The sequence below is a fragment of the Salinicoccus sp. Bachu38 genome (assembly GCF_038561955.2).
GTDB lineage: Bacteria > Bacillota > Bacilli > Staphylococcales > Salinicoccaceae > Salinicoccus > Salinicoccus bachuensis.
Genome location: NZ_CP138333.2, coordinates 1,126,273 through 1,145,916 on the forward strand (window position 1 = coordinate 1,126,273; position 19,644 = coordinate 1,145,916).

General features: G+C 47.5%; 19 protein-coding genes. 16 read left to right on the top strand and 3 right to left on the bottom strand.

The features are described from left to right. Positions 1-73: 73 nt before the first annotated feature. Together RQP18_RS05545 and RQP18_RS05550 are read left to right on the top strand one after the other, a co-directional pair. Positions 74-778 carry a cytochrome c biogenesis CcdA family protein gene (locus RQP18_RS05545; RefSeq protein ID WP_342389163.1) on the top strand — a complete coding sequence of 235 codons (705 nt, stop codon included), beginning with the start codon at positions 74-76 and terminating at the stop codon, positions 776-778. A gap of 2 nt (positions 779-780) precedes the next feature. After that, positions 781-1,278 carry a CcdC family protein gene (locus tag RQP18_RS05550; protein ID WP_342389164.1) on the top strand — a complete coding sequence of 166 codons (498 nt, stop codon included), beginning with the start codon at positions 781-783 and terminating at the stop codon, positions 1,276-1,278. A gap of 18 nt (positions 1,279-1,296) precedes the next feature. Here the strand turns inward: RQP18_RS05550 and RQP18_RS05555 are convergent, their stop codons facing one another. Next, positions 1,297-1,791 carry a DUF2621 domain-containing protein gene (locus tag RQP18_RS05555; RefSeq protein ID WP_342389165.1) on the bottom strand — a complete coding sequence of 165 codons (495 nt, stop codon included), beginning with the start codon at positions 1,789-1,791 and terminating at the stop codon, positions 1,297-1,299. Positions 1,792-1,881: 90 nt separating this feature from the next. On the opposite strand from RQP18_RS05555, the gene RQP18_RS05560 reads away from it, so the two are divergent. From RQP18_RS05560 to RQP18_RS05610, 11 genes are all read left to right on the top strand, one after another. Beyond that, the gene (locus RQP18_RS05560) at positions 1,882-2,082 is read left to right on the top strand and encodes a hypothetical protein (RefSeq protein ID WP_031548740.1); all 201 of its coding nucleotides are present in this window, start codon (positions 1,882-1,884) and stop codon (positions 2,080-2,082) included. An 18-nt stretch (positions 2,083-2,100) separates the two neighbouring features. Further along, entirely contained in the window at positions 2,101-2,313 is a 213-nt protein-coding gene (locus RQP18_RS05565; RefSeq protein ID WP_342389166.1) for a DUF2922 domain-containing protein, read from the top strand. Between the two features lies 1 nt (position 2,314). After that, on the top strand, positions 2,315-2,434 hold the full coding sequence (locus tag RQP18_RS05570; protein ID WP_084185049.1) for a YvrJ family protein: 120 nt from the start codon (positions 2,315-2,317) through the stop codon (positions 2,432-2,434). A gap of 67 nt (positions 2,435-2,501) precedes the next feature. After that, positions 2,502-3,626, top strand: coding sequence for an exonuclease SbcCD subunit D (locus RQP18_RS05575; protein ID WP_342389167.1), 1,125 nt, complete (start codon positions 2,502-2,504; stop codon positions 3,624-3,626). After that, entirely contained in the window at positions 3,607-6,618 is a 3,012-nt protein-coding gene (locus RQP18_RS05580; RefSeq protein ID WP_342389168.1) for an SMC family ATPase, read from the top strand. Before RQP18_RS05575 ends, RQP18_RS05580 begins: the two co-directional genes overlap by 20 nt. Positions 6,619-6,653: 35 nt before the next feature. Beyond that, the gene (locus RQP18_RS05585; protein WP_342389169.1) at positions 6,654-8,060 is read left to right on the top strand and encodes an MDR family MFS transporter; all 1,407 of its coding nucleotides are present in this window, start codon (positions 6,654-6,656) and stop codon (positions 8,058-8,060) included. Between the two features lie 246 nt (positions 8,061-8,306). After that, positions 8,307-8,843: an SCO family protein gene (locus RQP18_RS05590; protein ID WP_342389170.1), complete on the top strand. Its 537-nt coding sequence runs from the start codon at positions 8,307-8,309 to the stop codon at positions 8,841-8,843. A 90-nt stretch (positions 8,844-8,933) separates the two neighbouring features. After that, the gene (locus RQP18_RS05595; protein WP_342389171.1) at positions 8,934-9,821 is read left to right on the top strand and encodes a cation diffusion facilitator family transporter; all 888 of its coding nucleotides are present in this window, start codon (positions 8,934-8,936) and stop codon (positions 9,819-9,821) included. An 18-nt stretch (positions 9,822-9,839) separates the two neighbouring features. Further along, positions 9,840-10,796 carry a nucleoside hydrolase gene (locus RQP18_RS05600; RefSeq protein WP_342389172.1) on the top strand — a complete coding sequence of 319 codons (957 nt, stop codon included), beginning with the start codon at positions 9,840-9,842 and terminating at the stop codon, positions 10,794-10,796. After that, positions 10,783-11,652 carry a ribokinase gene (gene rbsK, locus RQP18_RS05605; protein WP_342389173.1) on the top strand — a complete coding sequence of 290 codons (870 nt, stop codon included), beginning with the start codon at positions 10,783-10,785 and terminating at the stop codon, positions 11,650-11,652. Before RQP18_RS05600 ends, rbsK begins: the two co-directional genes overlap by 14 nt. Positions 11,653-11,967: 315 nt before the next feature. Continuing rightward, positions 11,968-13,215 (top strand): MFS transporter, encoded by a 1,248-nt coding sequence (locus RQP18_RS05610; protein ID WP_342389174.1) that lies wholly within the window; start codon positions 11,968-11,970, stop codon positions 13,213-13,215. Positions 13,216-13,361: 146 nt separating this feature from the next. On the opposite strand, the gene RQP18_RS05615 is transcribed toward RQP18_RS05610, so the two are convergent. Further along, positions 13,362-14,237 (bottom strand): MurR/RpiR family transcriptional regulator, encoded by an 876-nt coding sequence (locus tag RQP18_RS05615; protein WP_342389175.1) that lies wholly within the window; start codon positions 14,235-14,237, stop codon positions 13,362-13,364. A gap of 54 nt (positions 14,238-14,291) precedes the next feature. Continuing rightward, the gene (locus RQP18_RS05620) at positions 14,292-15,329 is read right to left on the bottom strand and encodes an NAD/NADP-dependent octopine/nopaline dehydrogenase family protein (protein WP_342389176.1); all 1,038 of its coding nucleotides are present in this window, start codon (positions 15,327-15,329) and stop codon (positions 14,292-14,294) included. 228 nt (positions 15,330-15,557) lie between these two features. Here RQP18_RS05620 and RQP18_RS05625 point away from each other — a divergent pair, with 228 nt between their 5' ends. The 3 genes from RQP18_RS05625 (at position 15,558) to RQP18_RS05635 (ending at position 19,554) form a co-directional block, all read left to right on the top strand. Continuing rightward, positions 15,558-16,487: a hypothetical protein gene (locus RQP18_RS05625; RefSeq protein ID WP_373446162.1), complete on the top strand. Its 930-nt coding sequence runs from the start codon at positions 15,558-15,560 to the stop codon at positions 16,485-16,487. A gap of 26 nt (positions 16,488-16,513) precedes the next feature. Beyond that, positions 16,514-17,908: a sodium/glutamate symporter gene (locus tag RQP18_RS05630; protein WP_342389178.1), complete on the top strand. Its 1,395-nt coding sequence runs from the start codon at positions 16,514-16,516 to the stop codon at positions 17,906-17,908. Between the two features lie 440 nt (positions 17,909-18,348). Then, on the top strand, positions 18,349-19,554 hold the full coding sequence (locus RQP18_RS05635) for a multidrug effflux MFS transporter (RefSeq protein WP_342389179.1): 1,206 nt from the start codon (positions 18,349-18,351) through the stop codon (positions 19,552-19,554). Positions 19,555-19,644: the final 90 nt, after the last annotated feature.

Genomic DNA, 19,644 nt, shown 5'->3' on the forward strand with positions numbered 1-19,644 from the left:
TAAAATGTGGACCCAAAAACTACTTCTACCTCCATCATGTCTGTTAAAATGACATCTGAATGGAGGTATTTCTATGGGTAGCGAAGTGACTTTTCTCCTCGCATTCGGGGCCGGCGTACTGAGTTTCGTCTCACCGTGCGTACTTCCGGTCTTCCCCGCGTTCATCTCCTATATAACAGGGATGAGCTATAATGAAGTCGAGAGCCAGAAATTCAATTTCCGGGCGATCCTTCATACAGTTTTCTTTCTTATCGGATTCAGTCTTATATATATCGCACTCGGGTTCGGCACAGCGTTCTTTGGCGGCCTGCTCATAGAATATTCCGACCTGATCCGCCAGCTCGGCGCCATACTCATCGTCGTATTCGGACTCATCGTCACAGGCGTCCTGAACTTCGACTTCCTCATGAAGGACAGGAAGATCCACTTCAAGAACAGGCCTTCCGGCTTCATCGGCTCGATCCTGATCGGCATGGCCTTCGGAGCCGGATGGACACCATGCAACGGTCCGATCATCGGTGCCATATTCGCCATGAGTGCCTCGGAACCGAACGATGCACTGATGCTGATGGTGGTGTACTGCCTCGGATTTGCAGTGCCGTTCTTCACATTGAGCTTCTTCGTATCCAGGACGCGCTGGATGCTGAAATACTCCAACCGCATCATGAAAATCGGCGGCATCATCATGGTGCTGATGGGTGTGCTCCTGTATTTTGATGGCCTGACACAAATCATCATATGGCTACAGCCGTTCTTCGGCGACTTCCAGGGGTTCTGACAATGAATATTGAAAGCATACTCTTTGTTGCCGCATCCATCATGGCCGTAGTCATGGGCATCGCTGCAGTCTTCGTCAGGCAGAAGGCTGCAAAGCGGCCCCTGACGATGGCAAAGGTCGTCATTCCGCCGGTCATGATGTCTACAGGGGCGCTGATGTACGTATTCCCGTACTTCAGGCTGACGCCGTTTGAAATCATGGAAGCGACGGTCATGGGACTGCTGTTCTCCATCGTGCTCGTCATGACGACCCGATACGAGGAGAAGGGCGGGGCGCTGTATGTCAAGCAGTCCAGGATGTTCCCAGTCATACTGGTCGTTCTGCTGGTACTCAGAATCATACTGAAGACAGTACTGTCCATGAGCATTTCACCCGGGGAAATCGGAGGGATGTTCTTCCTCCTCGCATTTGTCATGATCGTCATCTGGAGACTGTCGATGTTCATCCATCTGCAGGCATTCAAAAAGCAGCAGATCAATGAAGTGAGTCCAAGAAGCTAGACTTTTTGGACTCGCCATTCATTTTGATCTGCTGCTTATTTTTTCCGTCTGTTCGAATATGGAGAATTTCTGCTTTTCATCATCGGCATACTGGAAGAGATCCTCATAGGGGGTGTAGTCGATATCCATCTCGTTCAGCTTCTTCTTCATGAACTTATGATCCCGCTTCGGCGTCGCGATGATATAGCCCTTCATGATATGGTCGAGTGTAATATTATCCGCCTTTTCATCGAGTGCAATCTTCGATATCCGTCCGGCGATCCGTTCCTTCGCCACATCCCTGAACAGTTCGGGGACGGGGCCGACCAGCTCGTTCAGAAGGTGCCGCGCTTCATTATTCCACAGGGGCAGTGCTCTATCTATATAATGTTCCTGCCAGTCGAGTTCACTATATCCGTCTTCCTTCGGCATCCGCTTCAGAAACTTCCTGAACATGAAATATCCGCCGATGGTCATCGCTCCCAGCATGACGAATGTCCACAAAGCAATGCCCCACATAAATACATCGTTCATTCCCTCACCTCCCCGTCATTATAGGAAATTAAAGCCGAATTGTCCATTGAATCATTTGTGACGATATATAGGGTGAAGGAGGTGAGAGACATGCTGAAGAACATGAGTGCAAAATTCTATTTCTTTGAAGCGGACGAGACGGGCGATGAAAAACTCCGTTTCAGGTCCGTGAGAAACCTGGACATCACATCGACGGATGAAGCCATCAACACATTGGCCGACATCTACAGGAACCTGACGAATGATGTGTACCCGATCGTCGAGAAAGAGCAGACCTACGTCATCAACTAATAAGAGGGAGGAAGAGGAATGACTAAAAAGCTTGTGATTGTATTCAACACAGAACTGAACCGCCGATTCACGCTGAACATCAGCAATCCCAAGGAGGACCTGACCGAGGCGACACTGCTGCTTGAGGCGGAGCGCCTCATAGAGACGGGCGCTCTTGCGCCGATGCAGGGGAAACCGGTATCCGTGCATTCCGCCAAGATTGTCGAGCAGAACGTCACCGAGATCATCTAGCATGGAATGGGTCCCACTGGTCAGCGATGTTGGATTTCCGGCCGTGATCACCTTCTTCCTGCTCCATCGCATGGAGCGGAAACTGGACGATCTCATCATATCCATCAGACAGCTGAGCTGAAATGCCGTCCCCAAATTTACTTGGGGACGGTTTTTCTTGTATAATCGTAGTCACATGAGGTGGTAGAATGAAGATATTACATACTGGAGACTGGCATATCGGAAAACGCCTGAACGGCGTGGACCTGATAGAGGACCAGCAATTCATACTTGACCAGTTGATTGAATATATAGAGAGCAATCCCGTCGACCTGTTGGTTGTGGCCGGTGATGTATTCGACCGGAGCAACCCGTCCCAGGCGGCGCTCAAGCTCGTCAATGAATACCTGTACAGGATCAATATAGAAAAGGGCATTCCGGTACTTGCCATCAGCGGTAACCATGACAGCCGCTCGAGGCTGGACTATGGCAGCTACTGGTTTGAGAAGAGCGACTACCATATGCGGACGTCGCTGTCCGACATCACCACACCGGTAGTGATGGACGGGCACCACTTCTACATGGTGCCGCATATGGATGTGCTGGAGGCGAAGGTGTATTTCGATGATGAATCGATCCGGACGCACCATGATGTCTACCGGCGGATTACGGAGGAGATAGCGGCGGTCATGGACCGGGATGCCTACAATGTCCTCATCGGGCACATGTTCATCTCGGAAGGGAAGGCGTCCGATTCCGAGCGGCCCCTGTCCGTCGGGCTGTCGGAGGAAGTGGGGGCGGAGCTGTTTGAGGCATTCGACCTGGTCCTCCTTGGACACCTGCATCATCCTTTCGCAATCACGCACGAGAAGATATTCTACAGCGGTTCCCTGCTCAAGTACTCATTTTCTGAGGTCAAGCAGCCGAAAGGGTTTCGCCTCGTGGAGACGGATGCGGGGACGAAGTGCCGTTTCGTACCGCTCAGCTGCCGCCACGACCTGGTGCACTACCAGGGCACTTTCGATGAAGTCATCAATGAGGAAGTGACATTCGAGGACAGCGGTTCCTATTTCAAATTCGAGCTTGCCGGCATGGAGACCGTCAATGACCCGATGGCGAAACTGAAGATGCTCTATCCCAACACGCTCGAGCTCAGGCCGGTGAAGCAGCATCATGAGCGGAGCCAATCGACGGTCGATGCCCACCGGTCGAGTGATGCCGAAATATTCGAATCATTCATCGGGACCGTCCACGGAGAGCCGCCGACGGACTATCAGAAGCAGATTTTCAATACTTATTTCAAAGGTGATGCAGATGAAACCGATTCTGATTAATATGCAGTATTTCGGACCCTTCGAGAACGAGACGATAGATTTCGACCGTGTCAGGGACAGCATGTTCCTGATCGGCGGCAGGACGGGCTCCGGAAAGACGATGATATTCGATGCAATCACCTATGCGCTCTACGGCACCCTGTCGACGAGCGACCGTGCCGAAGGATCAGTCAGAAGCCAGTTCGCGACGGATGATGACATCAGCAGCATCCGCCTCGAATTTGAGATCAGGGGGAAACGCTATACGATCGAACGCACCCTCTCATACAGCAAGGAGGGCCGCAAGACGCCGGTGCCCCCGAAGGCTGTACTGTACAATGCATCGGGCGAAGTGCTCGAGGGCAGCATCAATGGCGTGAAGCAGAAGGTGCTCGACATCCTCCAGCTGAATGCCGAACAGTTCCGGCAGATCCTCATCCTGCCGCAGGGGGAGTTCAAAAGACTGCTGACTTCATCAAGCGAACAGAAGCAGGAGATCTTGAGGACCCTGTTCCGGACGGAACGCTTCGTCCAGTTCGAAAAACGGCTGAACGAACTGAAGAAGGAGAAGCTTTCGGAAAGTGAAGCCGTAGAGGCAAAAATAGAGGGACTTTTCAATACGATCAGCAGCGGCGGGCTCGCTGAAGCACAAGCACTGCTTGAAGCGGATTATCCGACATTCACCAAAAGGGTGGCTGCCATCCGGGAGATCCAATCACTCATCGAAGCGGAGAAGGACAGGATGGAAGCCGGGCTCGAAGAGAACAGGAAGGCCCTGGAAGCAAGACGGCAGGATCTTCAGCAGAAGCAGGAGAACAACAGAAAACTTCAGGAACTGGAGGAGATCAAAACACAGCTCTCGGCCCTCGAGGCCGACCATTCCGAAATCGCGTCGCTCGAAGCTTCCCTTGAGGAATATCGGGCGGTCAAGGAGATGGAGTATGCATTGAAGACGGAGGATCAGGCGCTGCGCCGGAAAACGGATGCCGAAGCGGCCTTGTCGGAACTTGAAGTGCAGGCTGGGCAGGTCTCCCGGGAGCTGGAACAGGTCCTTGGAGACCATGCAGAACTCGGGGAGAAGGATGCCCTGTACAAGAAGGCCGAGCGCTGGCTGAATGCAACAGAGCGCTTCATGGATGATGATGAAATCGCGCGTCTCGATGAAACGTTCGAGTCCCTCAATAAGAGAAAACGGGAGATCTGCCGGGAAAATGATACGCTCTCACAGGAGCTGGAATCGATCGAGCAGACACTTGCTTCAGAAGCCTGGGATCATAGGCACTCGGACCAGCTGAATCAGGAAAAGTTCCAGATGGACAATGACATCAGCGCCCTCAGGCAGGATATTGAAGAAGAGCGCACCAACAGGCGGTATGATGAAGAGAAGACCGGCCTGTCCGAGGAGATCGAGGCGATTGGCAGGAAAAGTGAAATCATCGAGGCTGCACGTGATGAAAAGAAGAGCAGTATAAAAAGCAGATTCTCCGCCTCCGATGGTGTACATATAGAACATCTGGTCCGGCATCTTGAAGTGGGCAGTCCGTGTCCGGTCTGTCAGCAGAACGTCGAAACGCTGCCTGAGGAAAATGAATATCTGTCGGAAGCGGAAGAGGCAGAACTCAAAAAGTTCGAGGCGGACCTTGAAGCGCTGGAACAGGAGAAGGACTCCAGGGACCGACGCATCACGGTGATAGAGGAGCTGATCGCAGGGAAGACGCGCAAGGATATCGCTGCACTCGAAGCATCCCTTCGGGAGAAACAGGAGCGGCGGGACCGGCTGTCTGAAGAAATCGAGGCGGACAGGAAGAAGTTTGAGCATAAACAGCACTTGGACCAGCGATATAATAAGCTGAACCGTACACTCAGCGACAACCGGCTGGAAGAGAACAACATCCGGCATTCCCTCTCCCGCGTGGAAAGACTTGCATCCGAGTTCAGAACCCAATCGGGGTATGAGAGGTACGAAGATTTTACCGCCTCCTTCCGGAAATGCCGGCAGGCGCTCGAGGACTATCAGCGCCGCCTCAGGGAAAATGAAAAAAGACAGCAGGACTGCCGGGACCAAAAGTCCAGGCTGGAAGAGAAGCTGACCCATCAGAAGGATCAGATCAAGACGTTGATTGTCGAGCTTGAAGAAGTAACACCACGGATCGACAGCTTCACCAAAAAGACCGGCAGGGACAGAGCGTATCTGCTCTCGGTACTGGAAAGAACGGATGCGGGGTCCATGGAGGCGTCGATAAAGGCTTTCCACAGCAGAAAGGAAGTATTGGCAAGCCGCAGGGCGGTGCTGCTCGAGACGATATCGACCCGGGAATTCCAGGACACCGGAGCGGTCGAGGAAGAAATCCGAAAGCTTGAAGAAAAGGACGAATCATTGACCAATGAGCGGGCCCGACTGATGGCGAATCTCGAGCATAATCAGAAGACTTCGGACAAAATGGAAGCCCTGATTGCCCAGCACAACGAGGAGCTCGAGGAGATCCATGCCCTTGTGGCACTTGTTGACGCAGTCTCAGGTAGGAATGAGCAGAAGGTTTCGCTGGAACGCTACGTCCTCACGTATTATCTGGACCGCATCCTCCATATCGCGAACGTACGGCTGCTCGAGATGACGAACCACCGCTACGAGCTCAGGCGGAGCACTTCAAAAAGCAGCCGCAAGACCGGGCTTGACATTGAAGTGTTCGACTTCTACAACAACCGTCCGCGCCACATCACCTCGCTGTCCGGCGGCGAATCCTTCCAGGCGGCGCTCACCCTGGCCCTTGCACTCAACGAAGCGCTGCAGCAGGAATCAGGCGGCATCAGCCTCGATACGATGCTGATCGATGAAGGGTTCGGCACACTGGATCCGGAAACGCTCGATATGGCGGTGAATACACTGATGGAACTGCAGACGCACGGCAAGATGGTCGGCATCATCTCCCATGTTGAGGAACTGAAGGAACGCATGGAGAACATACTCGAAGTCACTGCAGTGAACGAACGGAGTACCACGAACTTCAAATAAAAACAGGTGGGTCACCATAAGGAAGTAGTGAGAATATGCAGATCACACGTTTTACCCGGCCGAGCCAGAAGACGGTCTTGATTGCGACATTGATGATGGGGTCGTTCCTTGTGCTCCTCAACCAGATGTTGCTTGTCACAGCGGTGCCGCCGATCATGGAGGCATTCAACATTCCATTCAGTACGGCGCAATGGCTGACGACAGGCTTCTTCCTCGTCAACGGCATCATGATTCCGGTATCGGCATTCCTGATCAATAAATTCACGTCTAGATCCCTGTATCTGACGGGCATGACGATATTCATTGCAGGGACGATCCTTGCAGCGGTCGCCCCCCTGTATTCGGTGCTGCTGGCAGGGAGGATACTGCAGGGGGTTGCAGCAGGCATCATGATGCCGCTGACACAGGTCATACTGCTCACGCAGTTCCCGATTGAACAGCGCGGCAAGGCGATGGGCTATTTCGGACTCGTCATCGGGCTTGCCCCGGCAATCGGCCCGCCGCTCGCAGGATACATCGTCGGCATCTGGCCATGGCGGTCGCTGTTCTTCATCGTGCTGCCGCTCGTGCTCGCTAACCTGCTGCTTGCGTACCTTTCGATGAAGAATGTGACCCATCAGACCAATCCGAAGGTCGATATCCCCTCTATCGTACTGTCCACGCTCGGATTCGGCGGACTGCTGTATGGCTTCTCCGTCGCAGGCGTGAGGGGATGGGCGGATCCGCTCGTGCTGTTCTCGGTCATCGGCGGACTGGGACTTGTAGTGGTGTTCACGAAACGCCAGCTCAAACTGCCGCAGCCGATACTGGAAATGACCGTCTTCAAGAACCGCTATTTCCTCATGAGTTCACTGATCGGCGTCATCGTCTTCACCTCCATGGTCAGTGCAAACAACATCCTGCCGGTTCTGATGCAGGACATGCTCGGCTACACCCCGTTCGAATCGGGGCTGGCCCTGCTGCCCGGTGCACTGCTCATGGGGGCGACGATGCCCGTTGCAGGCATACTGTTCGACAAGTTCGGTATCCGGATTCTGACATTCACAGGCCTCGGCCTGATACTTGCGACTTCGATAATGCTGTCTTTCCTGGCCGAGGAGACGACATTCACCTATCTGGCGATCGTCTATACATTCCGTCTGCTCGGGACAGGGCTGACAATGATGCCTCTGACGACCTTCGCGATGAATGCCCTGCATGATTCGAAGATCCCCCATGGCACCGCCATGAACAACACGATGCGGCAGATCGGCAGTTCACTGTTTACAGCCGTAATGGTCACCGTAATGACGGGCGTGGCACTGAACCTTTCTGCGGGAACGCCGTCACTCGGCGATGAAATCGCCGGGGTAAATGTATCATTCATCTTCTCGGCCGTCATGGCCGCTGCAGGCCTTATGATGACCTTCTTCTTAAAGGAGCAGGCCCACCGTCAGCAGTAGGGCAGAAGGCATAATGCACAGAAAAGGGAGAATTCCATTGAAGAATTCTCCCTTTTCTGTTGGCGTTTGCAGAATATGCCATATTCTTTTCACAAAATCCTGCTTTTTTAAGGTTGCCCGGGGGTTTTTATTTGATATAGTTGGAATTATATATAAATCGGAGGGTTATTGATGCGGAAGTCTATTTTTATTGTATTTATTTTAACGCTGGTATTATCAGCCTGCAGTACCTCCGGTGTCGAAACGATGTCACGATATGGCAATACGCTCGATGATTTTGAAGTGACGGACCACAATGGGGAGACGTTTACGAAGGCGGACATGGAAGGCAAGGTCTGGCTACTCGATTTCATCTTCACCAATTGTGCGACGGTATGTCCCCCGATGACGGCAAATATGACGGAAGTGGTCACAGAGCTTGAAGCGCGGGGCATCGAGAATTACGGTGTCGTCAGCTTCTCCGTCGATCCCGAGACGGATTCTCCGGAAGTGCTTACGGACTACATTCAGTATTATAATGTCCCCGAAGGGACGGACTGGCACCTGGTGACCGGATACGACTATGATTTCATCAGGAACTTTGCCGAAAACAATTTCAAGACCATCGTGGCACCACCTCCTGAAGGCAGCAACCAGGTGACGCATGGCATCAGTTTCTACCTGATCGACCAGCAGGGCAAGATCATCAAGGACTATCCGGGTGTAGATACCGGAGATACGGAATTCCCGCTTGATGAAATCGTCTCCGATGTGGAAACGCTGGCAGAGGAAGGGCCTCAATAGATGCAGAACCGCAAGGTTCTGTTTTTTTGTTCCATGAAGAGGGGAATATGATAGTATGAAATGACAATGCATGCAAAAGAGGGCTGAATCATGAGTAATAGATATAAGAAGGCACAGATTGCTACAATGATCGGCATTGCCGTGAACCTGCTCCTGGCAGTATTGAAGGCGGTGGGCGGCATACTCGGCAACAGCCGGGCGCTCGTCGCCGATGCCGCCCATTCGGCATCGGATGTGGTGAGTTCCATTGCCGTCCTCGTCGGCATCCGGGCAGCACAGAAGCCGCCGGACAGCGAGCACCCATATGGACATGGGAAATCCGAGAACGTGGCGACTCTGATTGTGGCCATCCTGCTTGTCGTCGTCGGCTTTGAAATCATCTATAACGCAATCGTTTCACTGATGGAAGGTACTGCACAGAACTATACGACGATGATTGCACTCTATATCATCATATTCTCCATCGTCGTGAAGGAAGTGCTTTTCCAGTACAAATACAGGTTGGGTACGAAAATCAAGAGCCCTGCGCTCATCGCCGATGCCTGGCACCACCGCTCGGATGCCATATCCTCCGTCGTCGCTCTGGTGGGCATCGGTCTGTCCATCATCGGCACGGCCTACGGCATCCCTTATCTCGGCTATCTGGACCCGGCCGCCAGTGCCATCATCGCACTGATCATCATGTATATGGGGTTCCAGCTCGCGAAAGATGCAGTCAGCATGACGCTTGAAGTCGTCCTGAATGAGGATGAGACGCGTGAGATGCGGAAGACGGTCGTCGAAATCGACAAGGTCAGGCAGATCGACCGGCTGATTGCACGGTCGCACGGGTCGTATGTCATCATCGACATCAAGATCAGCGTCGATGCGGACATCACCGTCGAAGAAGGGCATCACGTTGCAAGAATCGTCAAACAGACATTGCTCAAAAATCACGAAGAGGTGAAAGATGTGAATGTTCACGTCAATCCATACTGATGACAGGAGATGTAGAAAATGACAGCAAGGAAAGTAATTCTGGATTGTGACCCGGGACATGATGACGCAATATCCATCATCATCGCCGCTTCAAAAGAGAGTGACCTCGAAATCCTCGGCATCACGACAGTTGCCGGTAATGTGGAAGTGGAGAAGAATACGATCAATGCGCTGAAGGTGAAGGACCTGCTCGCACTCGACGTTCCGGTCGTGCAGGGCGCCTCCCGGCCACTTGTGAAGACCAGCGAGATCGCGACTGAAATCCACGGGGAGTCCGGCATGGATGGCCCCGAACTGCCGGATCCTGTAAGCATTAAGTCCGAAGGGCATGCGGTGGATTTCATCATCGAACAGGTGATGCAGTCTGAAGAGAAGGTGACACTGGTGCCGACCGGGCCGTTGACGAACATCGCCATGGCACTCGTCAAGGCGCCCGAAATAAAGGACAATATCGAAGAGATCGTCCTGATGGGCGGCGGCACCTTCGGCAACTGGACGCCCGCTGCCGAGTTCAATATATATGTGGATGCGGAAGCGGCAAAAGTAGTCTATGAGAGCGGCATACCGATCACGATGTTCGGACTCGATGCGACGCATGAAGTGATTGCAACGGATGACATCCAGAAGCGGATATCGAAGATCGATAATAAAGTGGCGGACTTCGTCTCCGAACTGCTCGTATTCTTCGGCGATATGTATCAGGAGCACTTCGGCATGACGGGCGGACCAATCCATGATGCATGCACGACGATGTATCTGCTGAAACCGGAACTGTTCGGCTTCAGGCACGTCCATGTGGCGATCGAGACAAAAGGCGAATTCACATACGGGGAGACCGCAGTGGATCTGCTCGGTGTCACGGGACGGATTCCGAATACCCGTTTCGCCCATGAGGTGGACCAGGAGGCATTCTGGAATCTGTTCGAAGAAATTCTCGAATCATACGGCGGGGTGGAAGCGTATGAAGAAGCCTAGGATCACAGTCATCGGCAGCATCAACATGGATCTGGTGACCGTTGCAGAAAATATGCCCGAGCAGGGCGAGACCATATCAGGCGACAGCTTCAAGACCCTGCCCGGCGGCAAGGGCGCCAACCAGGCCGTCGCGGCTGCCAGGCTCGGTGCAGAAGTACATATGATCGGCAAGGTGGGGGATGACCCATTCGGTAGAGCCCTCCTTGAGAATTTCAAAACACAGGGTGTGAATACGGACCCCATAGAGACGGAAGCAGGCACCTCCTCCGGGCTCGCCAACATCATCGTCTCCAACCATGACAACCGGATCATCATCATCGCCGGTGCCAATGGCGAAGTGAATCCGGATTATGTGAATGGGTTCAAAAAACAGATTGGGGCAAGCGATTACGTCCTCATCCAGTTCGAAATTCCGAAACGGACCATCGAACACATCCTCGATCTCTGCGAGACGCTCGGCGTGCCCGTCATCATCAATCCCGCGCCCGCCATGCAGCTCGATGATGTCCATTGGGAGAAGGCCGCATACATCACGCCGAATGACAATGAAGCGGAGAAGCTGTTCGCGTACGATACCGATGGCCTGCCGAAATTCCATGAGAGACTGATCATCACAAACGGTGCCAAAGGTGCCTCCTTCTTCAGGGAGGACAGGATGATCACCGTGCCGACAGAGAAGGTTGAAGTCACCGACACCACAGGTGCCGGCGACACATTCAATGGTGCACTCGCCGTTGCACTCGCTGAAGGAAAGGCGCTTGAAGAAGCGGTTGCATTCGCCAATAAAGCCGCGTCGCTCTCCGTACAGAAGCTCGGCGCCCAGAGCGGGATGCCGAAGCGGGAAGAGATGGAGTAGCTACCTGATGTCATCAATACACCTGTAATTCCATTCCAATCCAAGCCCCTCCCCAAAGTTGAACCGAATCGACTTTGGGGAGGTTTTTTATGTGCATATAATATTTATTCAGAAAGAAAACTCGAAATCGTAGCGGTATATATACCTGAAGCAGGAGGTGAGTAATAGGTATATTGGAATTTCGGGCAGACTGTTCTAAACTATATGAAAACCATAAATTATCTGGTTATAACCTAAACAGACAATTGGATTGCAAGCCTAGCTGGCTTTCAGTTGCACTACATACTTTATAATTTCAATGGAAGTGAATCTGATATGAAAAATAAAAATAATTTCTATTATGGATGGGTGATTGTGGCGGTATGCGGACTGGCCGTCTTCTTCTCGGGACCGGGTCAGACCTACTCCAATGCTGCCTTCATTGATGAATATATAAAAGAGTTCGGGTGGAGCCGTACGGAAGTGTCGAGCCTCTATTCATTTGCCACATTGATTGCCGGATTCGTCATGATCGGGGTGGGCAACTTCATCGACCGGTTCGGTCAGAAGAAGATGATGCTCATTGCGGCAATCGTACTCGCTTTGGCCACATTCTTCAACAGTTTTGTGCAGAATATGTTCATGCTGGCCATCGGCTTCTTCTTCATCCGCCTTTTCGGACAGGGCAGCATGACACTGATTCCGAATACGCTTGTCCCCCAATGGTTCATCCGCAAAAGGGGATTGGCATTCAGCCTGATGATGCTTGGGAGCTTCTCCAGTGCGATGCTGTTCCCGATCATCAATGTCTGGCTCATATCGGAATGGGGGTGGCGTTTTGCATGGCAGTTCTGGGGCTTTGCGCTGCTCTTGGCCTTTGTTCCGATCGCCTGGATATTCATCCGGAATTCACCGGAGGAAATGGGGCTGTCACCGGATGGCCTGCATCAGAAGACAAATGACGATGAAGAAAATGAAGGAGGCGACATTTTCGTTCTTGAAGACAGCTGGACCCTAAAGGAAGCGAGCCGCACCCTGTCCTTCTGGACACTGCTCATATGCGTCGGCATACCGTCGATGGTCAATACGGGCATCACCTTCCACATCGTCTCCATCTTCAAGGAGAATGGGCTCGAAATGGGCGCTTCCGCGATGGTTCTGAGTCTGATGGCCATGGTCGGCATTCCGATGTCCTTCGTTTCCGGGCTCATTACCGACAGGATCAGGACCAACTATATCCTGGTTATGATATTCGTCATTGAAATCATCCTCCTGCTTTTCCTAAACAACGTGACCACCTATGCGCTCGCCATACTCTTCGGTGTCATATGGGGAATGTCGAACGGACTCGAACGGATCGGGACGAATGTTGTCTGGTCGAACTATTTTGGCAGGCGCTACGTCGGAAGCATCAACGGCGTCGGTTCTACAATGGTCGTCATCGGTTCCTCACTCGGCCCATTGCCGTTCGGTCTCGGATACGATATTTTCGACAGCTATACATTTATACTCACGCTGATGGTCGTCTTCCCCGTCATCGGCATCATCAGCGCAATGCTGTCGAAAAAACCGCAGAGAACCTGACAACTATTATGTGGCGTGACATGTTAAAGTGGAGAGAAATGGAAATAATAAAAGAACTGGCTTAATTTCATTAAGGCCAGTTCTTCTAGATAATTTTTTACTATTCAACTGAACAATCGAAAGTAACATCAACCATTGTTATATTATTATAAATTGTTGTCTTTTGTTAGACCGAATCTTTCATTTAAAAGTTTCATCTCCTCTATATTCTTAAATATTGTTGGTCCTTCTTGTGTGGTTAATAAATAGTTTATTATATCTATTATGAATATTGTCCCTATGTGAGAATTAGAAAAAGAAAGTGAATCTACGTACGTAGCTAATAAAGTATGAGCATTTTTACTAATATTAGTAAAATGATTATTTGTGATTGCTATCTGTTTGACATTTCTTTCTTTAACATAGTTACTAAAGTCTTCCATTCTTTTTGAAATTGATGGTATAGAAATAAATATAACCAAATCTTCTTCGCTCAAGCCTCTTATATAATCAAGTGCTTCTATAGTTTCTCCGTTTATAAGAATTGACTTTGAAAAAATTTCATTGATATGACCGTTTAGAATTTCTGCTGGACCATAGGAATTTTTTCTTGCAAGGATTAATATTTTATTTGCATTTAATATATCATTTTTAAAATTTATAAATGTTTCAAGATTATTATTATACATAATACTATTTAAATTTCTAATTTCGCTATTATAAACATTCCGTATTTCGTCATTTATTTCAAGAAAGTCACCTTCAACATTATTGGGTTCTGTTTCTTTTCCAGTTGTAAAAGATAAAGACAACCTATTTTTTGCCATTTTTTGTATTTCTTTTTGTAACTCTGGGAAGCCAGTAAATCCAAGATCTTGAGAATATCTTACTACTACTGATTCACTAACGTTTGCCTCTATTGATACCTTCCTAGCAGTTGTGAATGCTGCTTCTAACCAATTGTCAAGGATATAGTAAGCAACCCTCTTTTTCGCCTCGCTCACTTCGTTTATTGAATTTTGAATTTTTTCAAAAAGTGTCATGGTTATCTCCCGTCAAATTCTTGATATAGTCACTAATTAAAGTTTTAACATAACTTAATCGATATACATAGACAAATCCTTTAAGTTTCTTCCTTCATTATAAAAATCTTTGTTATATATGTCAGAAGCAAACTTTATTAAGGAATTTATTATGGGAACCTCTATCTTTTTTTCTTTAGCAAGGTGAGAGATTGGAACTAAACTCATTGGTACATCTTCGAGTACATATCTAGTCATTACTGTAGAAGGAGCTGTAATTGAAGAATAACTTTTATTTTTTTGTAAACTATCATATAGATTTGAACTCTTAACACCATATTTAGTATTTAGCCACTCTAGAGCGTTTGGAACCTCTAGGTTATATGCTTTAGCTACTTTTATCCTTTCTTGATCAATCTTTTCTATATAAGTTGAAATTAATGGGGTAATACCATCTAAGTAAAATTTAAATTCTTCTTTGTTTTCTATTCTGTTAATGTTGAAAATTAAAGGAGCGGGATGAAAGACAGCACCCATATTATTCAAACTTGTTTCCAGTATGTTTTCGAAAGGTTTAAAATAAGGGATTGCTTGATTTAAAGAACTAGTTACTTCGACTGATTTATCTGAAGGGATTGTAGCTAGTCCTACATAGTTTTTCTTGCCGTAAACTTTAACTTTAGTACCATTTATTTTCCTACAAGAGAATAGTAATGTCTCAGTTTCCCCTATAATATTATTTTTATTGAACTTATTAAAAATATTTTTAAATATTATAGCACCACCAGTTCTCCCTGGATGTAAAATAACTATTTGCTTCTTCTTAATAATACTAGCCAATTCATAAGCCAAAGTTTCATGAATAAATGCAGGTGTGACAACAAAGATAAAGTCAGCATACTGGATTGACTCATTTAGATTATCTGTTATCACGTCTAATTGCACAGAGTAATTCTCTTTGTCTTCATTGAATTCTATCTTATTATTGTTTGTTTGAATGGGTTCAATGATTTCAGTGAATTTATCAAATAAGTTAACGTTATAACCCTGTTTAGATAAAAATGCTGCAAAAGCTAGTCCTCCGTTACCTGCTCCAATAATTGTAAACCTCATATAAAATCCCCCTTTGGTTGTTAATTAGCACAAGAGTACATTAATTTATCTAACTATTCAATATTTTTAGATAAATAAAAGAATAAATGTTGCTTAGCAAGAAATATTGTGGTAAATTGATTTTAATAAAGAAAAGGGGGATGCAATGTGGTAAAGGATTTAATTTTTTTAAACCAAAAAGACATTAAGAGTTGTGGTGGAAATGACATGGGGTTTGCCATTGAAACTATGGAAAAAGTTTTCTCGCTACATGAGAGAAAAGAGTATGTTTTACCGAATAAAACTGTTTTAAGATGGGGGGATTTGGCATCTGAAAGTTCACTCGGCAGAGTAAACTCAATGCCGGCATCAATCGGAGGTAATTTTAATGCTATTGGTATAAAATGGATTGGAAGCGCTCCCAAAAATCCAGATGACTTTAACTTGCCTAGAGCTTCAGCAGTAATAGTGCTAAATGACTATGAAACGCTTTTTCCTAAAGCTATTCTCGATGGCATGTTAATTAGTGCTATGAGAACCGGAGCAAATTCAGGGGTGGCAGCAAAATATCTTGCTAAGAAAAACTCAAAAACTTTAGGTTTAGTCGGTGCAGGTGCTCAAAATAAAACACAATTATTAGCTATGAAAGAAGTATTGAAGGATTTAGAAGAAGTGAAAATCACAGATTTGAACAGAGGAAGAGCTATTCAATTTTCTGAAGAGATGTCGACTGAAGTCAACCTTCCTATCAAAGTAGTGGATACAGCCGAAGAAGCTGTTAGAGGATCAGATGTGTTCATTACAGCAACAGTAACAAAAGAACCCATTATTAAAAAGGAATGGATAGAAAAAGGGATGTTATATCTTCACGTAGGTAGCCATGAAACACATTTTGGTGTAATCGATTTAGCTGATAAAGTTGTTGTCGATGATTGGGAGGAACTCAAGCATAGGGGGGTTGAGTCTTTACCAATAATGTACAATGAGGGAAAGTTTGATGAAAGTAATATTCACGCTGAATTAGGCCAAATAGTCAATGGTGTGAAAAGCGCTAGAGAAAATGATGATGAATTTATTTACTTTAACAGTGTTGGTATGGGGATACAAGATGTAGCTTTAGCTTCTGAAATTTATAATAATGCAGTTAGGCTTAGAAAAGGGGAGCAAATTACAATGTGATTTGCATAAACAAAGGGGGATCATTAATGTTACCTAACGAAGTGATCGATTCTGGAACTTTAAACAATTTATTTTTTTATATAATGATGATGGGACTTCTCTTGGTATTGGCTGTATTTATTAGATTAAAATTCAAAATTTTCAAGAAGTACTTTATCCCAGCGGCTCTAATAGCAGGTGTTATTGGATTGGGATTAGGACCATATGGACTTAACTTATTCTCTGAAGCTATGGTTTCAACTTGGGGTAGCTTGGCTGGTATACTCATTTCTATTGTTTTTGCGCCTATGCTACTAGGAATGAGAAAAAGCGATAGCAAAGGCAAATCAAAATTAATGTTAAGACACTTAGTGTATAGCTATACAGCAAGTCTGCTTCAAATAGGGGTGCCATTAGTCGTAGCTGCTTTAGTAATAGTGCCACTTTTTGATTTGAATGAAATGTTTGGGACTATTATAGAAGTAGGATGGGCAGGTGGTCATGGAACTGCAGCAGGAATGATGGAAGTTTATACAGACCTTGGCTGGGCAGAAGGTGGTTCACTGGCTGTTACTACTGCAACGATAGCTATAGTATTTGGAATAATCTCCGGTGTAATCATGATTAATCACGGGGTCAAGAAGGGGTACACTTCTGTAGTAAAGAGTACTGAAGAAATTAAAGGTGAAAATAAAGACGATCTAATTAACATTGAAAACCAAAAACTCAATTCAAAAGGCACTTTAAATCCTGACATGGTAGAAGGTTATGCTTTTCATCTAGGGTTGATCTCCATAGCAGTTATTATCGGTTGGTTTATACAGCAATTTGTCACTTTGTTTGTCACAGGCATACCACTATTTCCGTTGGCGATGATTGGAGGGCTAATAGTAAATGCTATAATTATGAGGACGAAATATAGTGTCACAATTGATAAGCATACTTTAAATCGTATACAAGGATTGGCACTAGATTTCTTAGTTTTAGGAGCAGTAGCTTCTATACAAATACCGGTAGTTATTAACTTTGCTTTACCATTGTTAATTATTACAGCAGTTTCTATTGCCCTTTTACTATGGTATTTTTATTACCTGGGTCCAAAATTCTTCCCTGAAGAATGGTTTGAAAACGCAATAGTTCATTATGGAGCATATAGCGGTGTAACAGCTATTGGTTTAATGCTGCTAAGAACCGCTGATCCTGAAATGAAGACTGAAGCAGGGCAAGGGTTCGCGTTGAGAGCACCATTTTACAGCCCTATTTTAGGTGGAGGACTAATAACTTCTATTATCCCAGTTCTAGTAGTGAACAGTGGCGCATTATTAATTGGATTGGGAGCAATAGGGATAGTGATTATACTACTCATTATTAGTCACTTTACAGGCTTAATAAATATAATGCCTAGCAGAAGTGTTAAACTAAGTAGGGCAAGAAGTAATTAAAGAACCAATATTTATATGTTTAAGATAAAATGGATATTAAGACAATATTAAGCTCCCTTTTAGGTGCACAGGTAATTCTGTTAGCCTTAGGGAGTTTTGTTTTTTAGAAATAATTTTAACTAAAAAATAGTGATGATATTCTGCTATACCTTTTATCGGTCATATAAAATATATGTTTCTATTATTTACTGATAGTCTTATTTAATAAGAGTTCATTGGAGTTTGTTTAATAATATTCTAGTGTTTCATTATATTATGGTATATAGAAAGGGGGGTGTTCCATAAACAAGGAGAAGTTCCTACTGAATTTTTGATTCTCATTCTATTATAAATCATAATTTTTAACTATCTGACTTAGTTTTACATAAGTTTTGTATAAATTAACATGTGATATACTGGTTTTTATATTTTAAATCACCAAACGGAAGAAGAGATGCCGCATGAACTTGACTCAGGAAGAAAAAACCCGGAAGTTCTGGATTGTCGTACTGCTTGGTCTGCTGACTGCAATCGGCCCATTGTCGATGGACATGTATCTGCCGGCACTGCCGATTGTTGCAACCGACCTCGACACCACTGCATCGCTCGCCCAGCTCAGCCTGACGGCTTGCCTGATCGGTCTTGCAGCCGGTCAGCTCATCTTTGGGCCGCTCAGCGACATCATGGGGCGGAAACGACCGCTTCTGTATACACTGGCCATATATGCGGTGGTCTCAGCACTGTGTGCCTTCACCGGCAACATCTGGGTGTTCGTGCTGCTTCGCTTCATCCAGGGGTTCACAGGCGCAGCAGGCATCGTCATCGCCCGGGCGGCGGCAAGGGACATGTACATGGGAAAAGAGTTGACGAAGGCATTTGCACTGTTGGCGCTGGTCAATGGGGCGGCACCGATACTTGCCCCAATTTCAGGCGGCATGATCCTCAGTTTCGGTTCATGGCCGGTCGTCTTCCTGGTCATCGCAGCCATCGGGGTGCTCCTGCTCCTGTCGGTTTCCTTCATGTTCAAGGAGACACTGGAGGAATCGAACCGTTCAGAGGGCAGCATGTTTGCCGTCGTCAAAACGTTCGGCGACCTCTTCAAAGACAAGGTTTTCATGGGCATCGCCTTCACCCAGGCGCTGATCATGTCCGCCATGTTCGCCTACATAGCTGGTTCGCCTTTTGTCCTGCAGAACATCTATGAAGTTTCTCCGCAGCAGTTCTCGCTCATATTCGCGATGAATGGTCTCGGTATCATCGTGGCGGCCCAGGTTGCTGGAAGACTGTCCTCATCGGTGGATGAAGTGAGGATACTGCTGGTGGGCGTGTCGATGTCCGTCATCGGCAGCCTGCTGCTCATATTGGTCGTCGTGCTGGAGCTGTCCCTCCTGCCGATGCTCATCGCTCTGCTACTGGTCGTATCCAGTGTCGGCATGGTGTCGACGACTGCCTTCTCGCTCGGAATGCAGAACCAGAAGAAATCCGCCGGCAGCGCTTCAGCGTTCCTTGGTCTGCTGCCATTCATCGGCGGTGCACTCGTATCTCCGCTAGTTGGTATGGCAGGGGACGAGGCGGCATGGCCCATGGGGCTCGTCATCATCCTGTGCAGTATTGGGGCACTGCTCATATTCCTTGGCTTTGTGAGGCATCGGCCGGTTGCCGACTGACTTTTGCACTTCAGATGATTATGGAGTTCCCAATACGATATGTGCATTACCTGTTAATGAAGCACACTATATTATAGTAAAGATACCCTT